Here is a 23,785-nt window from a genome sequence, read left to right as displayed (position 1 = left end):
TATATTTTACATTGATGGATCAATATCATACACAACAATGATATATTCTTATCAAGTCTGAAGATGGGGTATTTGTCTATGACAAAAATGACGGACATATTGATATCTATGCGGAATAGATCAATTGCCATATTCTACGGAAGAAGAAAATATTATGGAATCTCAGACCATTGGAATTGCTCCTCGCATATTGATGCCGAGAGCAACATTTGTTGAAGCCACTAGTCAGTATGATATTGTGTATGGAGAAGAAAACTGGCAAGCAATTTATGCATTAGCTCAATTGCTTGATGTTTCAAAACAGTCTGTGATGATTCGTTTGGAAGAATGTGGATTGCTTTAATATTGCTGCTGTTGCGGCAGCAAGAAATTTTTTTAACAGTGTCACGCAAATAAATGTGATTACTTATAATGTTTTTGACGTATAAGGACATTTTCATTTGTAATGTGTTATGAAAAACTCATTATACATCAGAAAGTCTTGGGTGATATTTTATATGAGAAAGTTGTAAAATAGTTTATTAATAACTTCTCGGAATTAATTAAGGTGAGTAAATACTAAGAGCGGGGCAGATGATGGAAGCAACAAAAAGCGGTCGACTTCAGCAGTATGTTCCTGAAGCCGCACAGCTTATTTGGGGAAGAAATAACAGTGTTTAGTGCAAACAAATACAGAAATACGAGTTTGTATTCTTGGAAGGCAGTAGGGAAAAGGTTTCCGTATAATTATTCGGAAACCTTTTTCTCGTCATTCAGACCAAATAGATCAAGCTGGTTGCTCTGTGACATATCATTATCATTTTTTTCATCTTTTTTCTGTGGGAGCTTATGTGTGTAAAGTTTATCCCATGGAAGCGGGTTGCGGCATTTCTTGTTGTATCCGATGAGAAGAGCCTCGGCAAATCCAAGAGAGCCGGAACGCCTATCTTTGGCAGTACGGGACAGTTCCTTAATGGATATTCTTCCAAGTTTTTCCTTAAAAATATCATCTTTGACGGCATCACCGTAAGCATTCAGGAAGCGTGCCAGTCCGTTCATCATATTTGCACTGAAGGACTGAACAGCACCTTCCCAGGTAGCAACAATAAGGCGGATCACATGATCGAGCATATGATAGCCGTATTTGTCATGAATGGTCTCAAGCGTGGCTACGGCACAGATACCGCCTGGAACAGATGACGGTGTGATGAAAAGGTCGTAAGATTCCACCAGATCACGGATGATAAGCTGCTTATCATTTCCGGCCTCAATGTTTGCCATGAATATTTCATATGGCAGCAGGGGCTTTACATATTTCATCTGGTTGGCGAAAATATCGGCTTCGTGTTCATATACGAGGTCATCATAAACCATGCACCACACGGGAGTCTCCCTTGATCCAGATACGAGTGCCACGATTTCGATAGTATGCTGTCCATTGAATACATAGTTGATCCCATTACGGCGGCTGACCTTTACAGGATTTATCTGGTACAGGTCAAAGTTCGCTGCGGCACGCTGGACATGATGCTGTGAGAGATTGCGCTGATATTCCTGATTGGATACAAGGTTTTTGATAGGAATCTGCTCAAAATGTACTTTGGGAACATATTGCATGAGGTCATCCTGGTCCGTTGTTATATGATTATCTGTCATTTGGGTCCTCCTCTAACTGCTTGAGCAGTCTGTTTATTTTTCTTGTAAGGTTTACAAGCTGCGTTTTTACTTCCTGGCGGGCTGATGCAGAAGTAGAAGGAAAATTGGTAAGCTCTACTGTTCTTGATATGGTTTTTGACCATGATGGAATGGTAAATTTAAGGCTCGCCAGTTCTGCATCTGGGTCAGTAACGGGCATCTGTTTGATCCCAGCTTTGGCATTTTCTCTTTCACGTCTGCGTCTGCGGTAATTTGATTTTCCTGTCGGCAGTCTCTGCCATTTCAATTCATGCCGTAACTGGGAATAGCCGATGCGGTCTATCGAACCGCTGTCGAGCAGTCTTTTGAGTCCGTTTATATCTTCGATGGGAAGCCGTGACAGCTCTATGACATTTTCGTGGGAGACTCGGAGACTGCCGTTTAATATCTTCTTGGTTATTTCAGGTCCTTTGGCGCGGATATCATCAAGTGCCCTTGCATATACATCATATTTTATAACAGTGGAAAAACCAAAGTTGTATTCTATTCCGATGTTTGTGGCAATTTCGGTTTTTTGTACATATTTCTGTGATATCTGTCCGTCTGCGTTGGGCTGTTTTTCCGGATGTTTTCTTAAAAAATCAGAACTGGCGACATTCATATCTGCCCGGAAGAGTCTTCCTATGAGGTACTTTTTATATTCGCTTGTGAGATCATTCCGTTTGAGCTGTTCTGTGCATATGTAGGTCTCTGCCTCGTCACGGTTCTGGAAGATAAGCCGGTGTATATTGAAATGAATATCCCATTTCTTACAGATAGAATAGCGGAGATGCCCATCTATGAGAGTGTTTTCCCAGATGCATACAGCATCATGGCAACCATGGTCAAAGATATCTTCCTCAAGGTCTTCCATATATTTTTCATCCCTTGGTTGGATAAGCTGCAAAAATTCATTGTCGGTTTCAAAATCCGGAATCTGGCTGTCACTCATACTGTTTCCTCCGTTCTGGCAGAGTCATCTACGAGGATACATTCCTGCATGGAGAAACTCGCCAGTCCTTCCTTCTTATTTATTGCACCATAGATACGGTATGACTTGTTATTGGAAAGTTCCACATTGGTCTGTCTTAATGTCTGGAGTAGTTCACGGCTGTATAATTCATAGCTGTTTCGAATATCGGAAGAACATGTCCTGACATGGTGTGCAAGATAATCCTGATGGACGCTTTTCTTTACTGCAATCATATGTGTGCCGGGATTGACCAGAAGTTGGATATATTCCGGGTCACCGAGCATATGAAGGGTAATTTTATGTATTCGGATACGGTTTTTCTTTAAGTCAATGCATAGGATTGGCTGCGGAGAGGGTTGATTGCTCATAGTATGTTTCCTCCTTGGGTGGTTCGATTTGTCTTTCGGTTTGTCTTTCAGTTTCTTCTGATGGCTTTATATTCTTGGAAATTCCAAAGACTGCATAGCCATCAAACATATTGATCTGTAAGTTGCTCTGGTGCTCCTCAACAGGAACACCGAACTGATTCTGCCATTCCGCAGGATATACCGGGGTACGGGATGTTTTTGTCTTTCCATTTTCTTTTTCGGCACGGACATATATTTCAGGAGTAGTAAGATCAAAAACAAATAAAAGCTCATTATCAGACTGTATCAGCTTGCCGAGCAGTTTGTAGCGGTAGTTTGGATTCCATCCCATCAGGGATATTACCTTGGCAAAAAAGATGCGGCATGTGATCTGCCTTGGGGAACGTTTTTTTGTGGCTGAACACCAGCGGAAAGAGTCTTTTTCATCTTCCTGACAGGGACGGACGGCAAGTTTTTTCTCATCAGGATTTACAAGAATCTGCACAAAATCTGTCAGGGGCAGTTTTTTGATACATGCAGCGTTTACGTATACTTTGTTTGCATTAAAGGTAAAAGACGGTTCATAAGTGTGGGCAAAAAACTCTCCGCGTACTACCTGATAACCTTCATAGCTGAAGGTATCGTCCTCGATGATCTGTATGCTCTTCGAAGAAGATGGGGTTATGGCTTCATTGTTTGGTTGTTCATTCATTACGTTTCTCCTTCATATCAGACATGATCTGTTTTATGTTTTTTTCTATTTCGTAAGGACTGGTTACCTGTATGTCTGAATCTTTGTATGCAACGGCTTTACTGGAAATGGGATTATGACCATTGAATCTGGCAAGTTCCTGTGCCTGAGCGTGGTAATAATAGTTGCTGCCGAAAGTGTCTGCCCAGTCAGGCGGATAGGCCCGGACATTTTTTTTCAGACTGTCGGTGAAGGGTCTTATGTTTGTCTGGGCATGGGATATCTGCTGTTCGTCAATTACATCATTTGGAATGAAAATCTCAGTTTCTTCCAGATTGAAGATAAGGATGGCATCTGTTCCATTTCCGCGTTTGATTCCTGTTATGCGGTATCGGCAGTCGGTGTTCCAGTCAAGAAGTGTGTAGATGGTAGGCATAAAGGCAGCACCACTGATTGTTCTCGGAGTAAAAAAATCTCCCCGTTTCTTTGACCACTGCATAGCATTTTTGTGTGTCTGTAGAGCAGTCCTGACGGCAAAGAGATGATGACCTGGGTGGATCAGAAGTTCCACCAGTGCGCAGTTTAATTTTCGTACTGCAGTGGTTGAGAACTTGATATCATTCAGACTGAATGTTACGGTAATACGGTCAGCACCGTCAAAAAACTGTGAGCGTGCAATTTCATAGCCGCGCAGGTCAAACTCTCCTGATTGTACCTTCACGGGAGAAGATGACGGAAGAAACTGTTCCGTTCCGTTATATACGCTTAGGGAAGCATTGATATAATCATCTTCTTTAAAGCCGGCCCATCGTGGATTAATGGATACAAAACCTTTCAATACCCCGTCTGGCAGGACTTTCAGTTCCGGCAGTATTCCTTTGTTCCCGTATTTAGCATTGCTGATGAGCCGCTGGACGGCAATGAAATCGTCACGGGAAATGATTGCCTCGTGGTGATTGCGTTTTCTATACTGAGGACGGTTCTGCATGTTTTTTTTTGACTTGTGGTTCAGATAATTTGGAGTGTAAGTCTTTCGTGCAAGCACATCACCACAGTGCCGTTCGTTCTGCAGTATCTGAAGAATTGAGCTGGGAGACCAGATGGTATTGCCTTTCTTTGTTTCGCAGCCAAGTTCCGTCAGGGTATCCGCTATTTCCTGACAGGTACAGCCGTTCAAGTACATCATGAAAATAAGACGAACGATTTTTGCTTCCTCCTCATTGATTACAAGATTTCCGTCTTCGTCATGGTCATAGCCAAGGAGTGTGGGTGTGAGGAAGATTCCCCTTCGGAAGCGCATCTCAATAGAGGCATTCATAATCTCACTCTTGGTATGGCTTTCTTCCTGCGCCAGGGTTGCCATGAAAGAAAGAACCATTTCACTTTTCGGATCAAAGGTATTCAGTCGTTCTGTCTCAAAAAAAACACCGACAGGATGCGGGAGGGACAGAAGTTCACGTACATATCCGATGCAGTCTACGACATTTCTGGCGAAACGGGAAACACTTTTTGTAACAATAAGGTCAATTTTCCCGTTCTTACAGTCTTCGATCATCAGTTTGAACTGGTTACGGTGCTGAAGGGAAGTGCCGGATATGCCTTCATCTGCATAAATCTGTACGAGTTTCCAATTTGGACTTTTGCTGATGACATCGTGGTAATGGTTTTTCTGTAACTCATAAGAAGAAGTCTGTCTTGGATCGTCTGTGGATACCCTTGCGTAGACGGCTACCCGCTGTTCATTTTCAACGGCAAATATATCTTCCTGCGGAAGTGCCGGGATTACATCAAGCTCCTCAATGCTGACACCCTTATATCGTTCCCTAATTTTATTTTTCTTGGCTGTAATGGAACTGGCTTTCTGTTCGTTATTTCTCATGTTTTACCACCTTTTTCTTATGATGTGGTTCATTATAAAATTTTCATACAAAAGTAAAATAGACTATACGGATAGGTATATCCATATAGTCTATTTCAAAGCTAAATTTTATGTGTAAAAATAGTGGGCTATAGTATCTTGGTCCCACCGGATGAAATATGCCATCCGTTTTTATGCATACTGTGGATACTTGCTTTTACCATTTCGTAAATAAAGCGTTTCTCGCTTTCTGTGCATTCAGACATCAGCAGATCAAGATCCGTCTGATAAGCAGTTGGGTTGTGGAGCTGAACTCCGGCAAGCAGTTCATCGACTGTTATTCCAAGTGCATTTACAATCCTGATGATGGATTCAAGGCTTGCTTTGCGTTTGGCATTTTCAATATGGCTTATGTAAGAGATGGAAAGTTCCGTTTTCTCTGCAAGCTGTGCCTGTGAATAATTGTTCTGTTCCCTGACCTCCTTAATGCGGTATCCAATCTGTCTGTGGTTTACAGACGAAAGTGATTCATTCATAATATTACCTCCTAGTTTTTTTTCTTACACAAATAAATTATCTATCAGCGAGTGATAAAAAAGGTATGTAATTTAATTAAGCAGAATGGAGTATTTGCTGGATGACAGAGTATTAAAATATATAGATATTTGTCGAACAATTTTTATTGCTGGGGTGCATAAAAGATGTTATGCTGATGATGAAACTTGACAACATGAAAGTGAAGATAACAAGGAAAAACAAGATATTAAAAAAACATATTGAACTGCGGTGTGCTGCTGTTCATATTTTTTTATCCATATAGTAAAGAACAATGGAGCAAATTACTAAAGAAATATGACTCTAATATTTATTCTGGTTTGCGGTTAAAATAAATTTATCGTAGAGCAGAAGAGAGGTGTAATTTACTTGCGTACAGAGGACTATATACCTAAAAGGGTAAAAGAATTATGCAGTAAGCATAAGGTTTCCAAGTACCGACTCGCACAGCTTACTGATATGTCACAGACTGCTTTAGGTAATATAATTAAGAAGGAAAGCATTCCAACGATACCCACTTTGGAAAGAATCTGTGATGCATTCGGAATTTCACTCGCACAGTTTTTTGCAGGTGATGGCATGAGGCCAGATCTGACAGATGAGCAGGAAGAGATATTGGAAACATGGGATAACCTAAATGCTGATGAGCGGAGAATCTTAATGAATTTTGTGAGATCATTGAAGAAATAGGGAAAGCAGTTCAATTGTATCTGATTGATTGTTTTCCCTTTTTCTATACACTTTCTACGGTAGAAGAAAGCAGTGAGGATACACAATGAGTGTAAAGGATGAGGAGTTCAAAACAAAAATCTATGATCTGATGAATGGAAGCTACAATCTTGAAGAGCACTTAGTTGCAGAAAGCAGTTTGGTGAAAGATGAATTTACAGGAGGGGAATACTGTGAAAAGCTATATTCGCAAATGCTTGAAGCCTATGAAAGGGTATGCAGGAGACTTGGAAAGCCGGATACAGAAGATAAGGACATGGAGATCATAATATCGAACCTTTTGAGCATAGGCAAATATCAGAGCATGAAAATGTTCGATTACGGGATATTTTTTACGGAAAGAGAAAATGAATAGTAAGTTGATTATCAAAAATGGTGTAGCTGAAATTGGAAAGCCACACCATTTTTGATATAATGTATAAGGTATCGGTGGCAACAGTTAAGTGAGGAGGTATACAGGTATGAATGGAAGCTATGCGCCAGAACTGACGGATTTGTTAAAAGAAATCACAGAAGATATTGCTAAATATGTAATTAAAGAGGGTCAGCCTATCATTTTGATTGATGAGTATTCTTGGTATAGAGAAGTACTTTCGTTGATGGCTAAACAGGTGAACTTGTGTGATAGCTGCATTTTACTTTTAGAAAATGGGATGGAACAAGAAGCTTACCTCTTGGCAAGAAGTCAGTTTAATAATGCTTTATGGATAAAGTATTTATGTGAAGCCGAAGAAGGGGACAACACAAGACTCAAAGAATTTTTCTATCAACCAGATATAAACCAACTCAGGTCAAATCAGAATCTGAAAAAAATGATACATGATTTTGGCGATACATTAGATGATAGATTTAAAGACCCAGAAATAATTACCAAATTAAACAGAAGTAGTAGGGAAATTCGCGAAATATTAAAAAGAGAGAATCTTGCAGAAAGTCCAAAAAGTATCGCAGGATTGGCAAAACAAGATCCGATTTTATTTGGAATGTATATTACCTTATATAATGAAGGCAGCAAATTTGAGCATTCAGACATTAGTACAACAAAATTATATAGAAAACAAATTGTCGAGGGATACCCAAAAGATAAGATATTCATATTTGATTTAGGAAAATCAAATAAAGAAGGTTGGTTTAAGGTTTTTCAATGTTCACAAATGAGTCTGTATTTTGCTTTTGATAGTATTTGCAAACGGGTAAAAGACAGAGAAAGTCAATTATTTGAAACGACTTCTTATGGAAAAGGAGCCTATTCAAAAAAGGATTTTAATAGAATTCTTTTGAAATTTAATAGTTGTATGAGTTTATATGATAAATGTGAAAATGAACGGTAAATCGACTGTGAAATGGTGTGGCTGTGATTGGATGGCTGCATCATTTTTTGATATAATTGAATACAATCAAATGTTAACGAAGGGAATGTGTTTGAAATGTTCACTTAGAATAAGGCATTCCTGTACTCACTTCGAGAGTGTCAATAATCCTTTCGTTTTATTCCCTTGGCATTATCCATTAAGGAGTGCCAAGGGAATTTTTGTCTATGATATCTTTCAATCTGCTATCAATTTTAATTCAATGTGATTTATACAATAAAAATTTAGAATGTAGTTAGGCTTTCGAAAGCTGAATTCAATTCATACAGAACTTTTGTACAATCCTGCCGGCATAGGATGTAGAGAAGCCTGTATGCTGAAGGAGGCATAAGGCATGAATGCGCTATTTAGTTCATCAGATGTAGAAATTCTGGAAACAGAAAAGGAAATTCAAAAAGAAACGGTAAGCTATGAACATGCAGGATATCAGGTACGGGTGCATTTTAATGGAGAAAAGACTTTGTCTCAGTGTATTCAGAATTTGGCGGAACGAAAAATTGTAGGTTGATTTTCTGATACTTTTATTGTAAGATAAAGACAATTAAAGACAATGACTATGCAAGACCAATGAAAAGAGGGATAGGATGTATCAGGTAGGAATTTATTGCCGTGTTTCTGTTGAAGAGCAAAATAAAGAGGGTGAATACAGTAACAGTATTCACTCTCAAATTCAGATGGCACAGGATTATATTGCAGAACAGAATGATGTTACAGAAGTAAAAGTTTATGCAGATGATGGATTTTCCGGAAGTAATTTTGACAGGCCAGAATTCAGAAGAATGATTGCAGACATTGAATTGGGGAATATCAATATGGTGATTTTCAAGGATATATCAAGACTTGGAAGAGAACACATTGATACGAATTACTATCTGGGTAAATATTTCCCTGAAAAACAGATTAGAGTAGTTTCTCTTTTAGACAGTTATGATTCAATTGTCAGTACTTATGATGAATTGCTGGAAATCAAGACTTTGTTAAATGATATGTATCTGAGAGATATATCAAATAAGATAAAAACTACAGTACAGGCTCAACGGCGTATGGGCGAATATACGCCGAAACAGCCCCCGTTTGGTTATATAAAGAGCGAGACGGTTTATAACCATTTGGAAGTAGATCCCTATGCTGCCGGGGTGGTTAAAAGAATATATAACATGTATAAATATGGATTTGGGTGTGGAATTATCTGTCGTACCTTAAATGAAGATCAGATTCCTTGTCCTGCAAAATATAAAAAAGAAGTTCTAAAGAATAATTATCCTTGGGATGTAGGAAAAGGATTATGGACACGGGCTACTGTAGGGAAAATTTTGAAAAATCCGCTATATACTGGGGCGGTTGTGATGAAGAAGATTGAGAAACCATCCTATAAATTGAAATATAAAAGGTCAATTCCATTGGAGGAAATGGAATTGGTACCAGACGCACATGAGGCAATTATTTCAAAAGAGGAGTTTGATTTGGTTCAGCAACTCAGACAAGGACGACGGGTTCCATATTTTGACAAAAGTAAAGAACCACATAAATATGCAGGATTGCTATTTTGTGGAAAATGTAAAACAGCTATGCGCAAACGTTATTTGACATCGCAAGATAGGTTTACTGGATATATGTGTGGATTTCATCAGATGATGGGGAAGAATTATTGTGAAGTGAATTATATTGCATTTGAAAAGTTGGATGAATTGGTTGTATTTGCGATTAATCAACAACTGAAACAAATGAGGATGGATTTTAAAAAGTTAGAAAATCAGATTGAAAAAATAAAGCCGGAATTGGACAGTAAAGTTGCCCGGTTGCAGGCAAAAATAGACCGAAATACAGAATACCGAAAACAGACATATGAAAAGTTTATGGATGAAGTTCTATCAAAGGAAGAATTTCTGGAATTAAAACAAATGTATGAAAATGAAATCCAGCAATATCAAAGCGAATTGACCGAATTAAAACATGAAGAGCAGAGTCGACAGGAGACTGTGAATAAGACGAAAACATGGCTGAATAATTTTAATCGGAAGAAATTGACGGTAAAACAATTGACTAGAGATGTGCTTATGGAATTAATTGATAAAATTTATGTTTATCCAGATCAGAAAATAGACATTCATTTTAAGTTTGCTTCGGAAGAACATCTGTCAGATCCAATGGTATAGAATGGGGGAATGTAATGTATAAGATGGCTGCATACTGTCGTCTGTCAAAGGATGATGGGGAAAATAAAATCAGTGAAAGTATCGAAAATCAGATGAAAATCATCCGGGAGTATGTAACTAAATCTAATGATTTGGAAATTACAGATATTTATATTGATGATGGTTATTCAGGCCTTTATTTTGCAAACAGGCCGGAATTTCAGCGGATGATGGAAGATATTTACAAAGGAAAAATTCAGGGAGTGATTACGAAAGACATTTCTCGTCTTGGACGTGAACATATTGAGACAAGTAATTATATGGAGAGGGTATTTCCATCGTTGGGAATTCGATATATAGCAATTTTAGATGGAGTAGATTCGGTTCAGCACAGCAATGAAGAACTGGCACAGTTTAAAACTCTGTTCAATGATATGTATAGCCGCGATATATCCAAAAAGATTAGAGGTGCGCTCTCTGCACAAAAGAAACAGGGAATGTTTATGTCTGGTTTTGCACCATACGGTTATATAAAAGATCCAGCAGATAAACATCATTTTCTTATAGATGAAGAAGCCGCCAAGGTAGTTCGCAGAATCTTTTATATGAATTTGGAAGGATATTCCAGAGACAGTATTGCGAAAAAACTGAATCAGGATGGCGTTATGACACCGTTGGAGTATAAAAGGAAAGCGCAAGGATTGAAATATATGAATGCATTGCAAAAACCTGGCAGGAAAGGCTGGGCATATCCTACAATTGATCAAATTTTGCGAAATAGAGTTTATACAGGGGCTATGGTACAGCATAAGACGGAAAAAATATCATATAAAGTAAAGAAATATCGTTCTATTCCAGCAGAACAACAATATATCGTTGAGGGAATGCATGAGGCAATTATTAGTAAGGATATTTTTGAACAGGTGCAGGAAAATATGAAGAAAAGATCACGAACACCTGGATTTCACAGTGAAGTGAGAAAGGTGAATCCATATGCGGGTATTCTTGTCTGCGGAGATTGCGGGTATAATCTTCAGCGAGTTACTTGCAGAGATGGTTATGACTGCGGTGCTTATCATAGAAAAGGGAACACAGTTTGTTTTTCTCATTTTATTAAGAAAGAGGCACTGGATTCTATTGTGATTAATGAAATTCAAAGACAGGCTGCGTTGGCACTGAAAGAAAGTGATAAGGATGAAATATTAAAGGCTGCAGACAGAAGAAAGGAGGTAGAGAGACATCGCGAAGAAGCAGATCAGCAGATAGAACGACTCCAAAAGGAGCTTACAACGATTCAAAAATATAAAAAGAAGACATATGAGAATTATATAGATGGCGTTTTGGATAAAGAAGAATATCTTTCCTATAAAGCAGAATATGAAAAGCAGGATAAAGATATCAAAGAGAAAATTCAGCTGATCGAACAGGAGAAAGACAGTATTGGAGAAACAGAAGAATCCTATGAGAACTGGATAGAGAAATTTGTCAAGTATGGAAAGTTGTCCGAATTGACTAGAGAAATAGTGATAGAGTTAATTGATAAGATTATTGTGAATGGGGATAAGAGTATTGATATTGTATTTAAGTATCAGTCACCTTATCCAATGTAGAAAAGGGCAGTGTGACGGCTACAAATTTTTTAAAGTAACTTTCCCTTAGTTATAATGATCACACAAGGGAGATTCCCTTCTTGAAACATATATAGATATGGTTTCTTCTACGGGACGTCTGGTCATCTGTACAGGTACAGGAAACAATGGCAATCAGCCTCTGCATGAGGGAGGGACCCTGAAACAGGGACAGACCAGACAAATAGAATTGTCTGTGAGCAGCAGGGAACCAACATTAAATGTGCAGCTCTGGAAATCCTATGAGGATGAGATGAGCATTTATATTGAAAATCCATCTGGAAACCGGATCGGCCCTTTAGATGAAAAGCTTGGTCCTCAGAGGTACAGACTGGGAAATACAGAACTTTTAATCTATTATGGCAAACCTGGACCCTATCATTTGACGCAGGAAATCTACATAGATTTCCTTCCAGGGGAAACTTATGTGGACAGTGGAGACTGGAAAATCATCTTAAGTGGAAAAAAGGTCAAGGGAGGAGAATATTACCTGTGGCTGCCAGGTGGAAATACTCTGAACAGAGGGACTGGGTTTTATGAACCAAGGGCATATGGAACTTTGACAATACCTGCTACTGCCCGGCGGATTATTGCAGTTGGGGCATATGATTCGTTGGTTAACTCCTATGCGGACTTTTCCGGAAGGGGCAGCAGGATGCTGCCTTATCTGAAACCGGATCTGGTGGCACCCGGAGTAAACATAGTTGCTCCCGTACCCGGTGGCGGTTACAGAACAGTAACAGGGACTTCCTTTGCAGCACCCTTTGTCAGCGGAGCCGCAGCATTGTTAATGCAATGGGGGATTGTAAATGGAAACGATCCCTACCTCTATGGGGAAAAAGTAAAAGCCTATCTCCGAAAAGGCGCCAGACCATTACCGGGGTACGAGGAGTATCCTAATGAAGAAGTGGGATGGGGGCGATTATGTCTTGCAGAAAGTATTCCATTATAGTTGAAAAATAAGCTTTTTCGTGAAAAACAGTCGTATGTCTGTTATTATCCGGAAAATTTATCACTGTAATGAATATGCATGTCCTCCCAGTCCATGAACAATACATAGAACACCCTTCCGTATTGCTGGCTTTCTACGATTCTTCCGTGATCGAGGACAGAAAGATAGGAGCCGTCAGCTTTTCGAAGGTGAAAGTGAATATAGTCATTTTCATTACCACTATCAATTTGTTCCCAGATACTGGATTCTATCTGTTTCTGCTCATCTTCCCGAATCAGGCTGCGGAAGCGCTTATTGGTGAGTCTGAAGAGCTCGTCCATATCTTTATATCCGGTCATATGAAGGAACTCATGGTTTGCATAAAAGAGTTCGTCATCGTCTTTGTCCGCTCTGTATATGATAAATGCACCCGGAAGATGTTCAGAGACATCCTTAAATGCGAATCCCAGTTGTTTACGGATTCCTGACTGAAGACCCTCTCTGTAAGCCATACATCCGTTTTTTCCATGAAGCTTTATTGCATAAAGGGCTGCATCTGCACAGCGGATGAGCTGTGAACGGCTGGCTGCAAATGTGGGATATTCCGCATATCCCAGAGAAATGTTAAATGACTGTTCTTTTCCCTTGTATGAGAATGTCTTTGGAAGCCCGGTAAATTGCTGCAACAGTTCTTTTGCATCTTCACAGGTATAATTTTGTAAAAGGATACAGAACTCATCCCCACCGTTTCTTCCCAGTAATGCATCAGATGGGAAAAATGTTTTCATGCTGTCTGCCAGACTCTTTAATGCTTTATCTCCATAAGCGTGACCATAGATATCATTAATAAACTTAAAATCATCAATATCAAGGAGTGCAGCCACAAAATGTGCTTTCGGGTTTTTATCCATCATCTTTTCTGCTGATTCGTCAAATCCATAGCGGTTGTAAATACCTGTAAGAGAATCTGTGCGTGCCAGTATCTGAAATTTATTTTTGTTTTCTTTTGATACCAGCCATACCCGGGTAAGTCCCGACAGAAGTAAGGTGATAGCGGTAAAAATCGTACTGACTGTTATGATTAATGTATTGTTTCTCCACCCGCTTTCAGGAGTTACTTCAAATGTCCAGTTTTCTTTTCCTATGGTAAAATCATAAGAAACCGGCTGCGTCATCTGTCCATCTGACTGGTAAACGATTTTATAAGTGTCACTCCAGGGAGTTTCTGTTTTTGAAAGTCTGTATTCATATCCAAAACCTGAAAGTGCATGGATCGAATCTGAAAAAATATCAGGAACGCGCAGGATAACAATGGTAAATCCCCAGAAATACTCCTGTCCGTTCTCATCATTCAGGTAGACCGGATTGCGGACAGCAATTCCATAACCGCCCTGTTTCAATTCAAAGGGTCCCTGTGTAATGATGGTGTGGTTGTCTCTGGCGTAGCAGGAAATTCTGCCACGGTCTTTATCATGGAGCAGATCAATTTTACCTGCCTCATTTCCTTCAGTAGGATAAATATCTGTTACAACACCATCCGGAGCAAGCTGTACACTTTCAATAGAATCAGATATAAGATTTTCTGCGATCGTATTAAATTGATTGATCTCTCCATTTTCACTGATCAGAACCTGCTTCAGAGCATCTGTGATCGCAATTCCATTTGTAATTTCATTTTTAATACGTTCGCCGTAGGTTGATACATTTAATTGTGCAGTTGTGCGTCTCTGCCATTTTTCGTGAGTGTCTGTTTTGTATACAATGAAACCAACAAGGCACATGCCCAGTAAAAAAACGATAAGAGGCGCAAGATTTTTTTTCTTCACCTGTTTTACCTCATTTTTTTTATCCGATATTTTTATGATGGAACATTATAGCACAGAAATGAAAAAGTTAAATGAATTTTTTTTAAAACATAGGTAAAATCAGACAGATATAAAAAAATGTATGATTTCAGATAAATCAATGCTGTTGCCCATATACATGTATGGAGCGCTATTTTATAATATAGAAAAATCAGGGCTTTTTCATTTTGGCAGGTATGTAAATGGAAGCAGTCAGTGATATACAGATTCCGGTATTCATGCCGCTGAATTATGAGAATGGAAAATTTCGATTAGAATAGTAAAAGATCATTATGGAAACTTGAAAAACTTATAGTCTGGAAGGCTCCTTCGGGAGCTTTTCATTATTTATACGGATAAATTTGTAAAGCAGATGAACGGAGGTGGAGAGTTTACCGTATGTTGTTGGAGAAACTGAAAGCCAGGCGATTAGGTTCGGAGTAGAAAGAATGGTAAAGACATCACTGCATAAAAACGTGCAAATACACATAAAATAGTAATGATTATTGATGAAATAAACGTTGGATGATATAATATAATTACTAAAAAATGTGTTAACACACAAAAATAAGGAGTAAAATTTATGGTAATTAAAAGAGATGCATACCTTGAACAGTTAAAGATAAGAAAAGATAATGGGATGGTAAAGATTATCACGGGAATCAGGAGATGCGGAAAATCATTCCTATTATTTGTATTGTTTAAAAAATATTTATTGGAGAGTGGTGTAGATAATAACCATATCATTGAGATTGCTTTAGATGGCATTGAAAATGAGGAACTGAGAAATCCGAAGAAGTGTTACCAGTATATTAAAGATGTAATGAAAGATGATCAGAAGTATTATCTGTTTTTGGACGAAGTACAATTTATGTCACGATTTGAGGAAGTGCTGAACAGCCTGCTTCGTATCAGCAATATTGACGTATATGTGACTGGAAGTAACTCTAAGTTTTTATCCAGCGATATTGTAACTGAATTTAGGGGCAGAGGAGATGAGATAAGAATATATCCGTTGTCCTTTGCAGAGTTCTATGCGGCTTTTAATGGAGATTATGATGATGCTTGGGAGGAATATATGATATATGGTGGCTTACCACAGGTGGCACAGTTCTCTGTGGAACGCCAAAAGGCTGAGTATCTAAAAAACATTTTCACAAATGTTTATCTTAAGGATGTTGTAGAACGAAATAAGCTTCAAAATGTTGATGAGATTGATACTTTGGTAGATATTCTTGCTTCCGCGATAGGAGCTCCTACTAATCCAACTAAAATATCAAATACTTTTAAAAGTGAACGTGGTATTAATTACAGCAATAAGACCATATCCAAGCATATAGATTATCTTGTGGAGGCATTTTTGATTTCTAAAGCTGACAGATATGATATTAAAGGCAGAAAATATGTAGGAGCAAATCGGAAATACTATTTTTCAGATGTGGGACTTAGAAATGCCAGATTGAATTTTAGACAGCAGGAACCTACTCATATCATGGAAAATATTGTTTATAATGAGCTGCTTATCAGAGGCTATAGTGTGGATGTTGGTATTGTAGAGGTATATGCAAAAAATGATGAAGGAAAAACGACTCGAAAGCAGTTTGAAGTTGATTTTGTAGTCAATCAGGGCAGTCAGAGATATTATATTCAGGTGGCTTATGATATGACTTCTGAGGAAAAGCAGACACAGGAACTTAACTCATTTAGAAACATTCCGGATTCGTTTAAAAAGATTGTGATAGTAAACGGAACGAAAAAGCCGTGGAGAAATGAGGAAGGTTTTGTGATTATGGGTATGAAATATTTTCTGCTTAATGCGGATAGCTTGGAGTTTTAGGACAATAAGCGGGAATCCTCGGCAATTCAATTACTGAGATGAAAGCGCAGGATTTCCGGTTGGAGAATATTTGAATTAAATAATCTGCAAAACTAAGGCAGTCGTGAAAACGTCTTAATAATTTCTCGGAGTTAATTAGATTTAGTAAATACAAAGTCGAATAAAATGGAAGTGATCTTGAGTTTAATAGAAAGCAGGTAAGAACGCAGCATGGAAGCAGGATCTCGTGGAGAAGGTCAAAATTTAGAATAAGAGTCCATAAGGATATTTGTAGTCTGAGAAAGATCCAGATGCCAGACCTGGATGATGATCTTCCAGGTCTGGCTGGGGATAGAAAAAGGATCCGGGTAATAAAGTAAAAAGTTAGAGATAAAGAAGTCCTGATAAAGGGAATGTGATCCAGGTGAATAAACAGGTAACATGATAATGCCTCCATTTCAAAAATAATATAATCGGCAGAGCCAAAAAAGAAATTTCTTATTGATCAAGGCGTGAAACGCCACATTTTTGGAGGGATTTGTCAAGTATTTTTTGAAAAAAATGGGGGATTTTGATTATGGACAAAGAAAAAACTGAAAAATCAAGGCTTAGAATTCCGAGAAGATATTGTAGTATTTGGGTTCTTTAAAGTGTTCGGATTTGAACACTTTTTTGGAAACATATGAAAATAGAAATTTTATCAATCCAAAAACCACCCAATCTTTTCCTGAACCTCCGCATACTTCAGATAAATAATATTAAACTCCCTGATCAGTGGTTCTCCTTTGAGCGTAAAAATCCCAAGTTCCGGATCGCTTTTAGCAAGAACTTCATATACGAAAGAAATTCCATATCCGGATTTGATAAGGTCGATGATCATTTTGAAGCTGGAAATGCAGATATGGCGGTGAAAGCGTTCCAGGGATTCGTTGTGTTCTAGGAGTTTATCCTCAAGGATGGCCAGAGTCCCAGAGCCTTTTTCGCGGTGGATGAGGGTTTCGGACAGAAGGTTTTCTACGGAGACTTCTTTTCCTGCAAATGGATGGTCTTTCGGGCAGATTCCTACGAAAGGTTCTCTGCGGTATAGCTGGCTTTCAAATCTGTTTTTGTCAAAATATCCCTCGATAATGGCATAGTCCAGTGCATTCTGTTCAAGTAGTTGAAGAAGATGTTTTGTATTATCAACGATCAATGTCAGGGAAGTATCAGACTGGTCCAGAAATTTATGAATCTGGTCAGTAATTACATAGTCTCCAATGGTCTTTGTGGCGCCGATGCGAAGCTCACGAAGGCCATTATTTTTGAGCTTTTCACGGAGAAAATTCTCACGCTGTTGTGCAGAACGTAAATGTTCTTCCAGCATCTGAGCAGCGGGTGTTTTAATCAGTTTTCTGTTTTCGTAGAGAAAAAAACGGCAGCCGTATTCCTTTTCCAGAAACTGTATATGTTGTGTGACGGCAGGTTGTGTAATGTGTAGCAGTTCAGCTGCTTCGCGATAGTTCATAACATTGCATACAGTCATAAAAGTTTCAGTTCTATGATCCAACATAGGATTCGCCTCCTGGAGTATGAGTTATCTGTAGTATTTCGTTATTAACATATGATAAATTTAACTTATTATTTCATAAAAATTAATAAATTGATTTTATCATTTATGAGCTCTATAATCAATAAGAAACAAGATTCCAGTTTGAGTAAAATGAAAAATACATTTGCGTCGCATGTCTCAGGATAGTGTCAAGTAGACAGTAACAGAAAATATACTGCAAAAAATAGGGGAACTTATCTAAACAATAAGATTTTTTGCAGTATAAGTGGCTGGAATGAGCAATACTAAAGTGCAAGAAAAAGGAGAACTCAAATGAAACAGGAGAAAGAAACAATTTCCGGCACAAAGCTAAGCCCGGAAGAAATCAAACGTGTGAAAGGTCTTGGATGTTTAAAGGATAAACGTTACGATGACATTTTCAACATCCGGGTAATCACAAGAAACGGCCGCATCACTACAGACGAGCACCGTGCGATTGCCGATGCAGCAGAGAAATTCGGAAACGGCGAAATTACGATGACAACCCGCCTGAGCCTGGAAATTCAGGGGGTACCATATGCGAACATCGAAGATACCATCGCATTTCTGGCAGAACATGGTCTGACTACCGGTGGAACCGGAAGTCTGGTGAGACCGGTTGTATCCTGTAAAGGAACCACCTGTCAGTACGGTCTGATCGATACATTTGCACTCAGCGAAAAGATTCACGAACGTTTTTATGTAGGATATCATAACGTAACACTACCACATAAATTCAAAATCGCAGTAGGCGGATGCCCGAACAACTGCGTAAAACCAAATTTGAATGACATTGGAATCATCGGTCAGCGAATCCCGAAGCCAGATATTGAGAAATGCCGTGGATGCAAAGTCTGTCAGATTGCAAAGAACTGTCCGGTAAAAGTTCCGAAAGTAGTAGACGGCAAAATCTATATCAATCCAGAAGAATGCAATCACTGCGGCCGCTGCAAAGGCAGATGCCCATTTGGCGCAGTTACAGAATACCAGAACGGTTACAAGATCTACATAGGCGGCCGCTGGGGCAAGAGAGTCGCTCACGGACTTACACTTACCAAGATCTTTACGGATGAAGAAGAGGTAATGAACGTAGTAGAGAAATCCATCAATCTCTTCAAAAACGAAGGAATCGCAGGCGAACGTTTTGCGGATACAGTGAATCGTCTCGGATTTGAATATGTAAATAATAAATTGATCAATGAATAAAGAAAATGTGTTACTGATGTTATGGATCGGGTAAACAGATCAATAACAAAAACGAATAAATAATAAAATGCGTGCTGACGGCGGATATTATAAATATCTCCTAAGCAGGCATTTTTGTGTATTGCAGGAAAAAGTCCCGTAAAATTCATTCACTGATGAGAAAAAAACTTCTATAAAATGTCAAAATTTATGATATTATTTAAAAAGTTTGAATTTATGTTGTAAATACAAGCGAAGTCAGCTGGCATAAAGGGGATATAACTTCAAATTCTGTTTCCTTTATTCCGAAAATCAAAAACCTTGTCAGAAAGGTAAGAATGATTTTGAAGGGACATTTGTCCGATACATTTTGCAACGGATAAAACCGCAGATTTACAGCAGAATAAGAAAACGATAACCGTTATTGTTCACGGAGTGAGCAGCAACACATTACAATGGAGGAAACAAAACGCATGAAAAAATGTAAAAAAGCAGTGTCCATCCTGCTGATCGCAGCAATGCTGGTTCTCATGTTATCCGGATGCGGCGGAAAGTCCGTAGCCACAGAGAATACCGGCAGCTCCGAATACAGAGTCTGCATGATCACAGACGCAGGAGACATCACGGACCAGTCCTTTAACCAGACAACTTATGAGGCCTGCAGAGATTACTGCAACGAACATAACATTGATTTTACCTACAAGAAACCAGACGGTGACACAGACTATGCCAGAACAGCCATGGTCGATGTTGCGGTAGCAGAAGGCTACAATATTCTGGTAATGCCTGGCTATGTTTTTGCCCAGACAGTTGTAGACACTACTTTCAAATATCCGGACATTAAATTCATTGTTCTGGATATGAGCGCAGGTGACATCGGTGCGGCAGCAGTAGGAAATGCTTACTATGATGCCCCGGATGCCTACAATGTAGCTGATTATTATAATACAGAAAACACCTACCTTGCGATTTATCAGGAAGCAATCCCAGGATACCTTGCAGGATATACAGCAGTAAAACTTGGATACCGTCACCTCGGATTTCTCGGTGGTCAGGCAGTTCCTGGAGTTATGCGTTACGGATACGGTTATGTACAGGGAATTGACGCAGCTGCAAAAGAAATGGGAATCACAGATGACGTGACTATTGAGTATGCATACGGCGGTCAGTTCTATGGTTCCACAGAAATTACGGCAGCTATGGACACCTGGTATAGCAACGGAACAGAAGTTGTCTTCGCATGCGGCGGTGGTATTTTCACCTCAGCAGCAGAGGCAGCAGCGAAAGTAGGCGGAAAGATCATCGGTGTTGACTCCGATCAGTCTCCGACTATCGACGCATACGGCGAGGGAATGACCATCACTTCAGCTATGAAGAGCCTTACAGCAACCGTAAATTCCATGCTCAATTCCATCATCTATGACGGAACATGGGAAGAACACGTAGGAAAAGTAGAGAACCTTGGTCTTGTATCCAAAGACGATATGTCCCTGAACTATGTCGGACTTCCGGAGGATACCACTCAGTGGAACGATGATTTCGGACTGGAAGACTACAAGAAACTCGTAGCAGACATCTTTGACGGCAAAGTTGAAGTCAACAACAGCACTGATGAGATGCCACAGGTATCTGTAAAATTAAATGTACGTCAGGGTACGATCAAATAAATCAGACGGAATACTGGTAAGTTTTTCAGAACTTACATGGTTACTGTTCATTTCATTCTCAGCACCGCATGCTTCGGAATTTTGACCTGTATATGTCAAAATATCTCTGGAAATGTTGCACGAAACAGTAACCTTACAGGATTTAATTAAAAATGGAAAGGAAATAATAATATGTCTGAATATGCAATTGAAATGCTGAATATTACCAAGCGTTTCCCAGGAATTGTGGCAAACGATAATATTACGCTTCAGTTGAAAAAAGGTGAGATCCATGCACTTCTCGGTGAAAATGGAGCCGGAAAATCAACGCTGATGAGTATTCTGTTTGGTCTGTACCAGCCGGATGAAGGCGAGATACGCAAAGACGGAAAGAAAGTAGAGATCAAGAATCCAAACGATGCCAATGCCTTGCAGATCGGTATGGTACACCAGCACTTCAAACTGGTAGAATGCTTCTCCGTACTGGATAACATCATCCTCGGAGTAGAAAACACCAAACACGGCCTGCTGAAAAAAGACGACGCCAGAAAGAAAGTCATGGAGCTGTCTGAGAAATATCATCTCCAGGTAGATCCGGATGCTCTGATCGAGAACATCACAGTCGGAATGCAGCAGAGAACCGAAATCCTGAAGATGCTCTACCGTGATAACGAAATCCTGATCTTCGACGAGCCGACTGCCGTGCTTACCGTACAGGAAATCGCAGAGCTCATGAAGATCATGAAAGGCCTTGCAGCAGAAGGAAAAAGCATTCTCTTTATCACACACAAACTGAACGAGATCATGGAAGTAGCTGACCGCTGCACCATCCTCCGCAAAGGAAAATACATTGACACCGTCAACATCAAAGACACAACTCCAGAAAAACTTTCCGCCATGATGGTAGGAAGAAATGTCAGCTTTAAAGTAGACAAAGCACCGATGAATCCGGGTAAAGTTGTGTTGGATGTCAAGGGAATGACAGTAGCCGGTGAGAACCATAAGAAGGATGCAGTGAGAAATGTATCATTCCAGGTAAGAGAGGGCGAGATCGTCTGCATCGCCGGAATCGACGGAAACGGCCAGAGCGAGCTGGTATACGGACTTTCCGGTCTGTCAGATCTGAAATCCGGAACCATCCATATGAATGGCCAGGATCTCACAAAGGCATCTGTCCGTCAGAGATCCGTTCTCGGAGAGAGCCACATTCCGGAAGACAGACACAAACACGGTCTGGTACTTGATTATTCACTGGAGAACAACATGGTACTCCAGACTTATTTCAAGCCACAGTTTACCAACAAATTCGGTTTCCTTAAGAAAAAAGAAATCCGAAGCTATGCAGAAAAGCTGATCAACAAATTTGACGTCAGATCCAGCCAGGGTGCAGTGACAGTAGCAAGAACCATGTCCGGCGGTAATCAGCAGAAAGCTATCGTAGCCAGAGAAATCGACAAAGATCCGTCATTCCTGATCGCTGTACAGCCGACACGAGGCGTAGACGTAGGTGCTATTGAGCTGATCCACAAACAGATCATCGAAGAGCGCGACAAAGGAAAAGCAGTACTTCTTGTCAGTCTGGAACTGGATGAGGTTATGGATGTTTCCGACAGAATCCTTGTGATGTACGAGGGCGAGATCGTAGGAGAATTCAAACCGGAAGAAGTAACAGTAGAAGAACTTGGCCTTTACATGACAGGCGCCAAGAGACAGGAGGTTTAAGAGATGAATAAAGAGAAAAAGAATATACTGTCGAATGGAGCTGTCCAGACTTTACTTGCATCCCTGTTCTGTATTGTACTTGGACTGGTTGTAGGTTATGTGGTACTTCTCGCCATCAACCCGGCAGGAGCAGGAAGAGCCATCACCGCAATCCTGCAGAACTTCCTGTATTTCCCGAGACCGGAAGTTGCACTGGAATACTTCGGAAGCACCCTTGCAAAAACAGCACCGCTTCTGATGTGTACTCTGTCCGTTTTATTTGCCTATAAAGTAGGCCTGTTTAATATCGGAGCATCCGGACAGTATTCTGTTGGAGCAGGATTTGCCCTGTATTTCGGTATCCATTACAATGCGCCATGGTGGGTATGCCTGATCCTGGCAATGCTCGGCGGCGCAGCACTTGGTGCCATCGCAGGCGCATTAAAAGCGTACCTGAATGTAAACGAAGTAATCGCATGCATCATGCTGAACTGGATCAGCCTGTATGCTGTAAACACTGTACTTACAGAAGTAAAAGAATCCGGAACTACTTATACACTTCCGCTTCGCACTAACAATCCGAACGCACTGATCCCGCATCTGGGACTTCAGCATTTATTTGCGGATAACCGTTATGTAACCATCGCCATCCCGCTGGCAGTTATTTTTGCCATCCTGGTATGGGTTGTACTTGATAAGACAAAATTAGGTTATGAGCTCAAAGCAACTGGTCTCTCCATCAATGCTGCAAAATATGCAGGTATGAGAGAAAAGAAAAACATTATCCTCACAATGGCAATCTCCGGTGCACTTGCCGGACTTGGAGCCGGATTCCTGTACTTATGTGGAATCGAACAGTGGTCCTGCGCACAGACAGCAGTCCCGAATATGGGATTCAACGGAATCGCAGCTGCATTCCTCGGCGGTATCCATCCGATCGGCGTGATTTTTTCATCATTCTTTATCCAGCATATCACCAGCGGCGGTGCATATGTAGACAAGATGGTTTATTGTTCACAGATTTCCGACCTGATCGCAGCAATCATTATCTATTTCTGCGGATTTGTATTATTCTTTAAACACGTAATGAGAAGCAGGATCCAGAAATCTGAAGATAAGAAAAAGAACGTAGCAGCGAAGAAAGGAGGAGAATAAG

21 protein-coding genes are annotated in these 23,785 nt (G+C 39.8%); 13 read left to right on the top strand and 8 right to left on the bottom strand.

Features of this window, described 5'->3' with window-relative positions; all coding sequences use genetic code 11:
• The first annotated feature begins 154 nt into the window (after positions 1-154).
• Positions 155-343 (top strand): ImmA/IrrE family metallo-endopeptidase, encoded by a 189-nt coding sequence (locus tag KQI87_RS03245; RefSeq protein ID WP_216458896.1) that lies wholly within the window; start codon positions 155-157, stop codon positions 341-343.
• A gap of 383 nt (positions 344-726) precedes the next feature.
• On the opposite strand, the gene KQI87_RS03240 is transcribed toward KQI87_RS03245, so the two are convergent.
• The 6 genes from KQI87_RS03240 to KQI87_RS03215 form a co-directional block, all read right to left on the bottom strand.
• Positions 727-1,635 carry a DUF6551 family protein gene (locus KQI87_RS03240; protein WP_216458895.1) on the bottom strand — a complete coding sequence of 303 codons (909 nt, stop codon included), beginning with the start codon at positions 1,633-1,635 and terminating at the stop codon, positions 727-729.
• The gene (locus tag KQI87_RS03235; protein ID WP_216458894.1) at positions 1,625-2,605 is read right to left on the bottom strand and encodes a hypothetical protein; all 981 of its coding nucleotides are present in this window, start codon (positions 2,603-2,605) and stop codon (positions 1,625-1,627) included. Before KQI87_RS03235 ends, KQI87_RS03240 begins: the two co-directional genes overlap by 11 nt.
• Positions 2,602-2,994, bottom strand: a complete 393-nt coding sequence (locus KQI87_RS03230; RefSeq protein ID WP_253292348.1) for a hypothetical protein — start codon at positions 2,992-2,994, stop codon at positions 2,602-2,604. The genes KQI87_RS03235 and KQI87_RS03230 overlap by 4 nt, the downstream gene beginning before the upstream one ends.
• Positions 2,954-3,685 (bottom strand): integrase, encoded by a 732-nt coding sequence (locus KQI87_RS03225; RefSeq protein WP_216458893.1) that lies wholly within the window; start codon positions 3,683-3,685, stop codon positions 2,954-2,956. The genes KQI87_RS03230 and KQI87_RS03225 overlap by 41 nt, the downstream gene beginning before the upstream one ends.
• Entirely contained in the window at positions 3,678-5,543 is a 1,866-nt protein-coding gene (locus KQI87_RS03220; protein WP_216458892.1) for a recombinase family protein, read from the bottom strand. Before KQI87_RS03220 ends, KQI87_RS03225 begins: the two co-directional genes overlap by 8 nt.
• A gap of 128 nt (positions 5,544-5,671) precedes the next feature.
• Complete coding sequence (locus tag KQI87_RS03215) at positions 5,672-6,058, bottom strand: helix-turn-helix domain-containing protein (RefSeq protein WP_216458891.1); 387 nt, start codon at positions 6,056-6,058, stop codon at positions 5,672-5,674.
• A gap of 388 nt (positions 6,059-6,446) precedes the next feature.
• Between KQI87_RS03215 and KQI87_RS03210 the strand changes: the two genes are divergently transcribed.
• The 7 genes from KQI87_RS03210 (at position 6,447) to KQI87_RS03180 (ending at position 12,891) form a co-directional block, all read left to right on the top strand.
• Complete coding sequence (locus tag KQI87_RS03210; RefSeq protein WP_004840543.1) at positions 6,447-6,767, top strand: helix-turn-helix domain-containing protein; 321 nt, start codon at positions 6,447-6,449, stop codon at positions 6,765-6,767.
• 85 nt (positions 6,768-6,852) lie between these two features.
• The gene (locus tag KQI87_RS03205; RefSeq protein ID WP_216458890.1) at positions 6,853-7,161 is read left to right on the top strand and encodes a hypothetical protein; all 309 of its coding nucleotides are present in this window, start codon (positions 6,853-6,855) and stop codon (positions 7,159-7,161) included.
• Positions 7,162-7,267: 106 nt separating this feature from the next.
• On the top strand, positions 7,268-8,137 hold the full coding sequence (locus KQI87_RS03200) for a DUF5677 domain-containing protein (protein WP_216458889.1): 870 nt from the start codon (positions 7,268-7,270) through the stop codon (positions 8,135-8,137).
• A gap of 373 nt (positions 8,138-8,510) precedes the next feature.
• The gene (locus KQI87_RS03195) at positions 8,511-8,684 is read left to right on the top strand and encodes a hypothetical protein (RefSeq protein ID WP_253292347.1); all 174 of its coding nucleotides are present in this window, start codon (positions 8,511-8,513) and stop codon (positions 8,682-8,684) included.
• 76 nt (positions 8,685-8,760) lie between these two features.
• Complete coding sequence (locus KQI87_RS03190; protein ID WP_216458888.1) at positions 8,761-10,332, top strand: recombinase family protein; 1,572 nt, start codon at positions 8,761-8,763, stop codon at positions 10,330-10,332.
• Positions 10,333-10,346: 14 nt separating this feature from the next.
• The gene (locus KQI87_RS03185) at positions 10,347-11,921 is read left to right on the top strand and encodes a recombinase family protein (protein ID WP_216458887.1); all 1,575 of its coding nucleotides are present in this window, start codon (positions 10,347-10,349) and stop codon (positions 11,919-11,921) included.
• A 97-nt stretch (positions 11,922-12,018) separates the two neighbouring features.
• A complete protein-coding gene (locus tag KQI87_RS03180) occupies positions 12,019-12,891 on the top strand; it encodes a S8 family serine peptidase (RefSeq protein WP_253292346.1) in 873 nt (290 codons plus the stop codon).
• A gap of 44 nt (positions 12,892-12,935) precedes the next feature.
• Here the strand turns inward: KQI87_RS03180 and KQI87_RS03175 are convergent, their stop codons facing one another.
• Positions 12,936-14,696, bottom strand: coding sequence for a diguanylate cyclase domain-containing protein (locus tag KQI87_RS03175; protein WP_216458886.1), 1,761 nt, complete (start codon positions 14,694-14,696; stop codon positions 12,936-12,938).
• Positions 14,697-15,297: 601 nt separating this feature from the next.
• Between KQI87_RS03175 and KQI87_RS03170 the strand changes: the two genes are divergently transcribed.
• Entirely contained in the window at positions 15,298-16,551 is a 1,254-nt protein-coding gene (locus KQI87_RS03170; RefSeq protein ID WP_216458885.1) for an ATP-binding protein, read from the top strand.
• A 679-nt stretch (positions 16,552-17,230) separates the two neighbouring features.
• On the opposite strand, the gene KQI87_RS03165 is transcribed toward KQI87_RS03170, so the two are convergent.
• Entirely contained in the window at positions 17,231-18,079 is an 849-nt protein-coding gene (locus tag KQI87_RS03165; RefSeq protein ID WP_216458884.1) for a LysR family transcriptional regulator, read from the bottom strand.
• A gap of 312 nt (positions 18,080-18,391) precedes the next feature.
• On the opposite strand from KQI87_RS03165, the gene KQI87_RS03160 reads away from it, so the two are divergent.
• The 4 genes from KQI87_RS03160 (at position 18,392) to KQI87_RS03145 (ending at position 23,784) form a co-directional block, all read left to right on the top strand.
• Positions 18,392-19,303, top strand: coding sequence for a 4Fe-4S binding protein (locus KQI87_RS03160; RefSeq protein WP_216458883.1), 912 nt, complete (start codon positions 18,392-18,394; stop codon positions 19,301-19,303).
• Between the two features lie 452 nt (positions 19,304-19,755).
• Entirely contained in the window at positions 19,756-20,949 is a 1,194-nt protein-coding gene (locus KQI87_RS03155) for a BMP family lipoprotein (RefSeq protein WP_216458882.1), read from the top strand.
• 171 nt (positions 20,950-21,120) lie between these two features.
• Positions 21,121-22,650, top strand: coding sequence for an ABC transporter ATP-binding protein (locus tag KQI87_RS03150; protein ID WP_216458881.1), 1,530 nt, complete (start codon positions 21,121-21,123; stop codon positions 22,648-22,650).
• 3 nt (positions 22,651-22,653) lie between these two features.
• A complete protein-coding gene (locus KQI87_RS03145) occupies positions 22,654-23,784 on the top strand; it encodes an ABC transporter permease (protein ID WP_216458880.1) in 1,131 nt (376 codons plus the stop codon).
• Position 23,785: the final 1 nt, after the last annotated feature.

Origin of the sequence: Blautia sp. MSJ-9 (assembly GCF_018919065.1) — a bacterium.
Lineage (GTDB): Bacteria > Bacillota > Clostridia > Lachnospirales > Lachnospiraceae > Blautia_A.
Note: the sequence above shows the minus strand (reverse complement) of the source record. Positions and strands in the feature narration are given on the sequence as shown.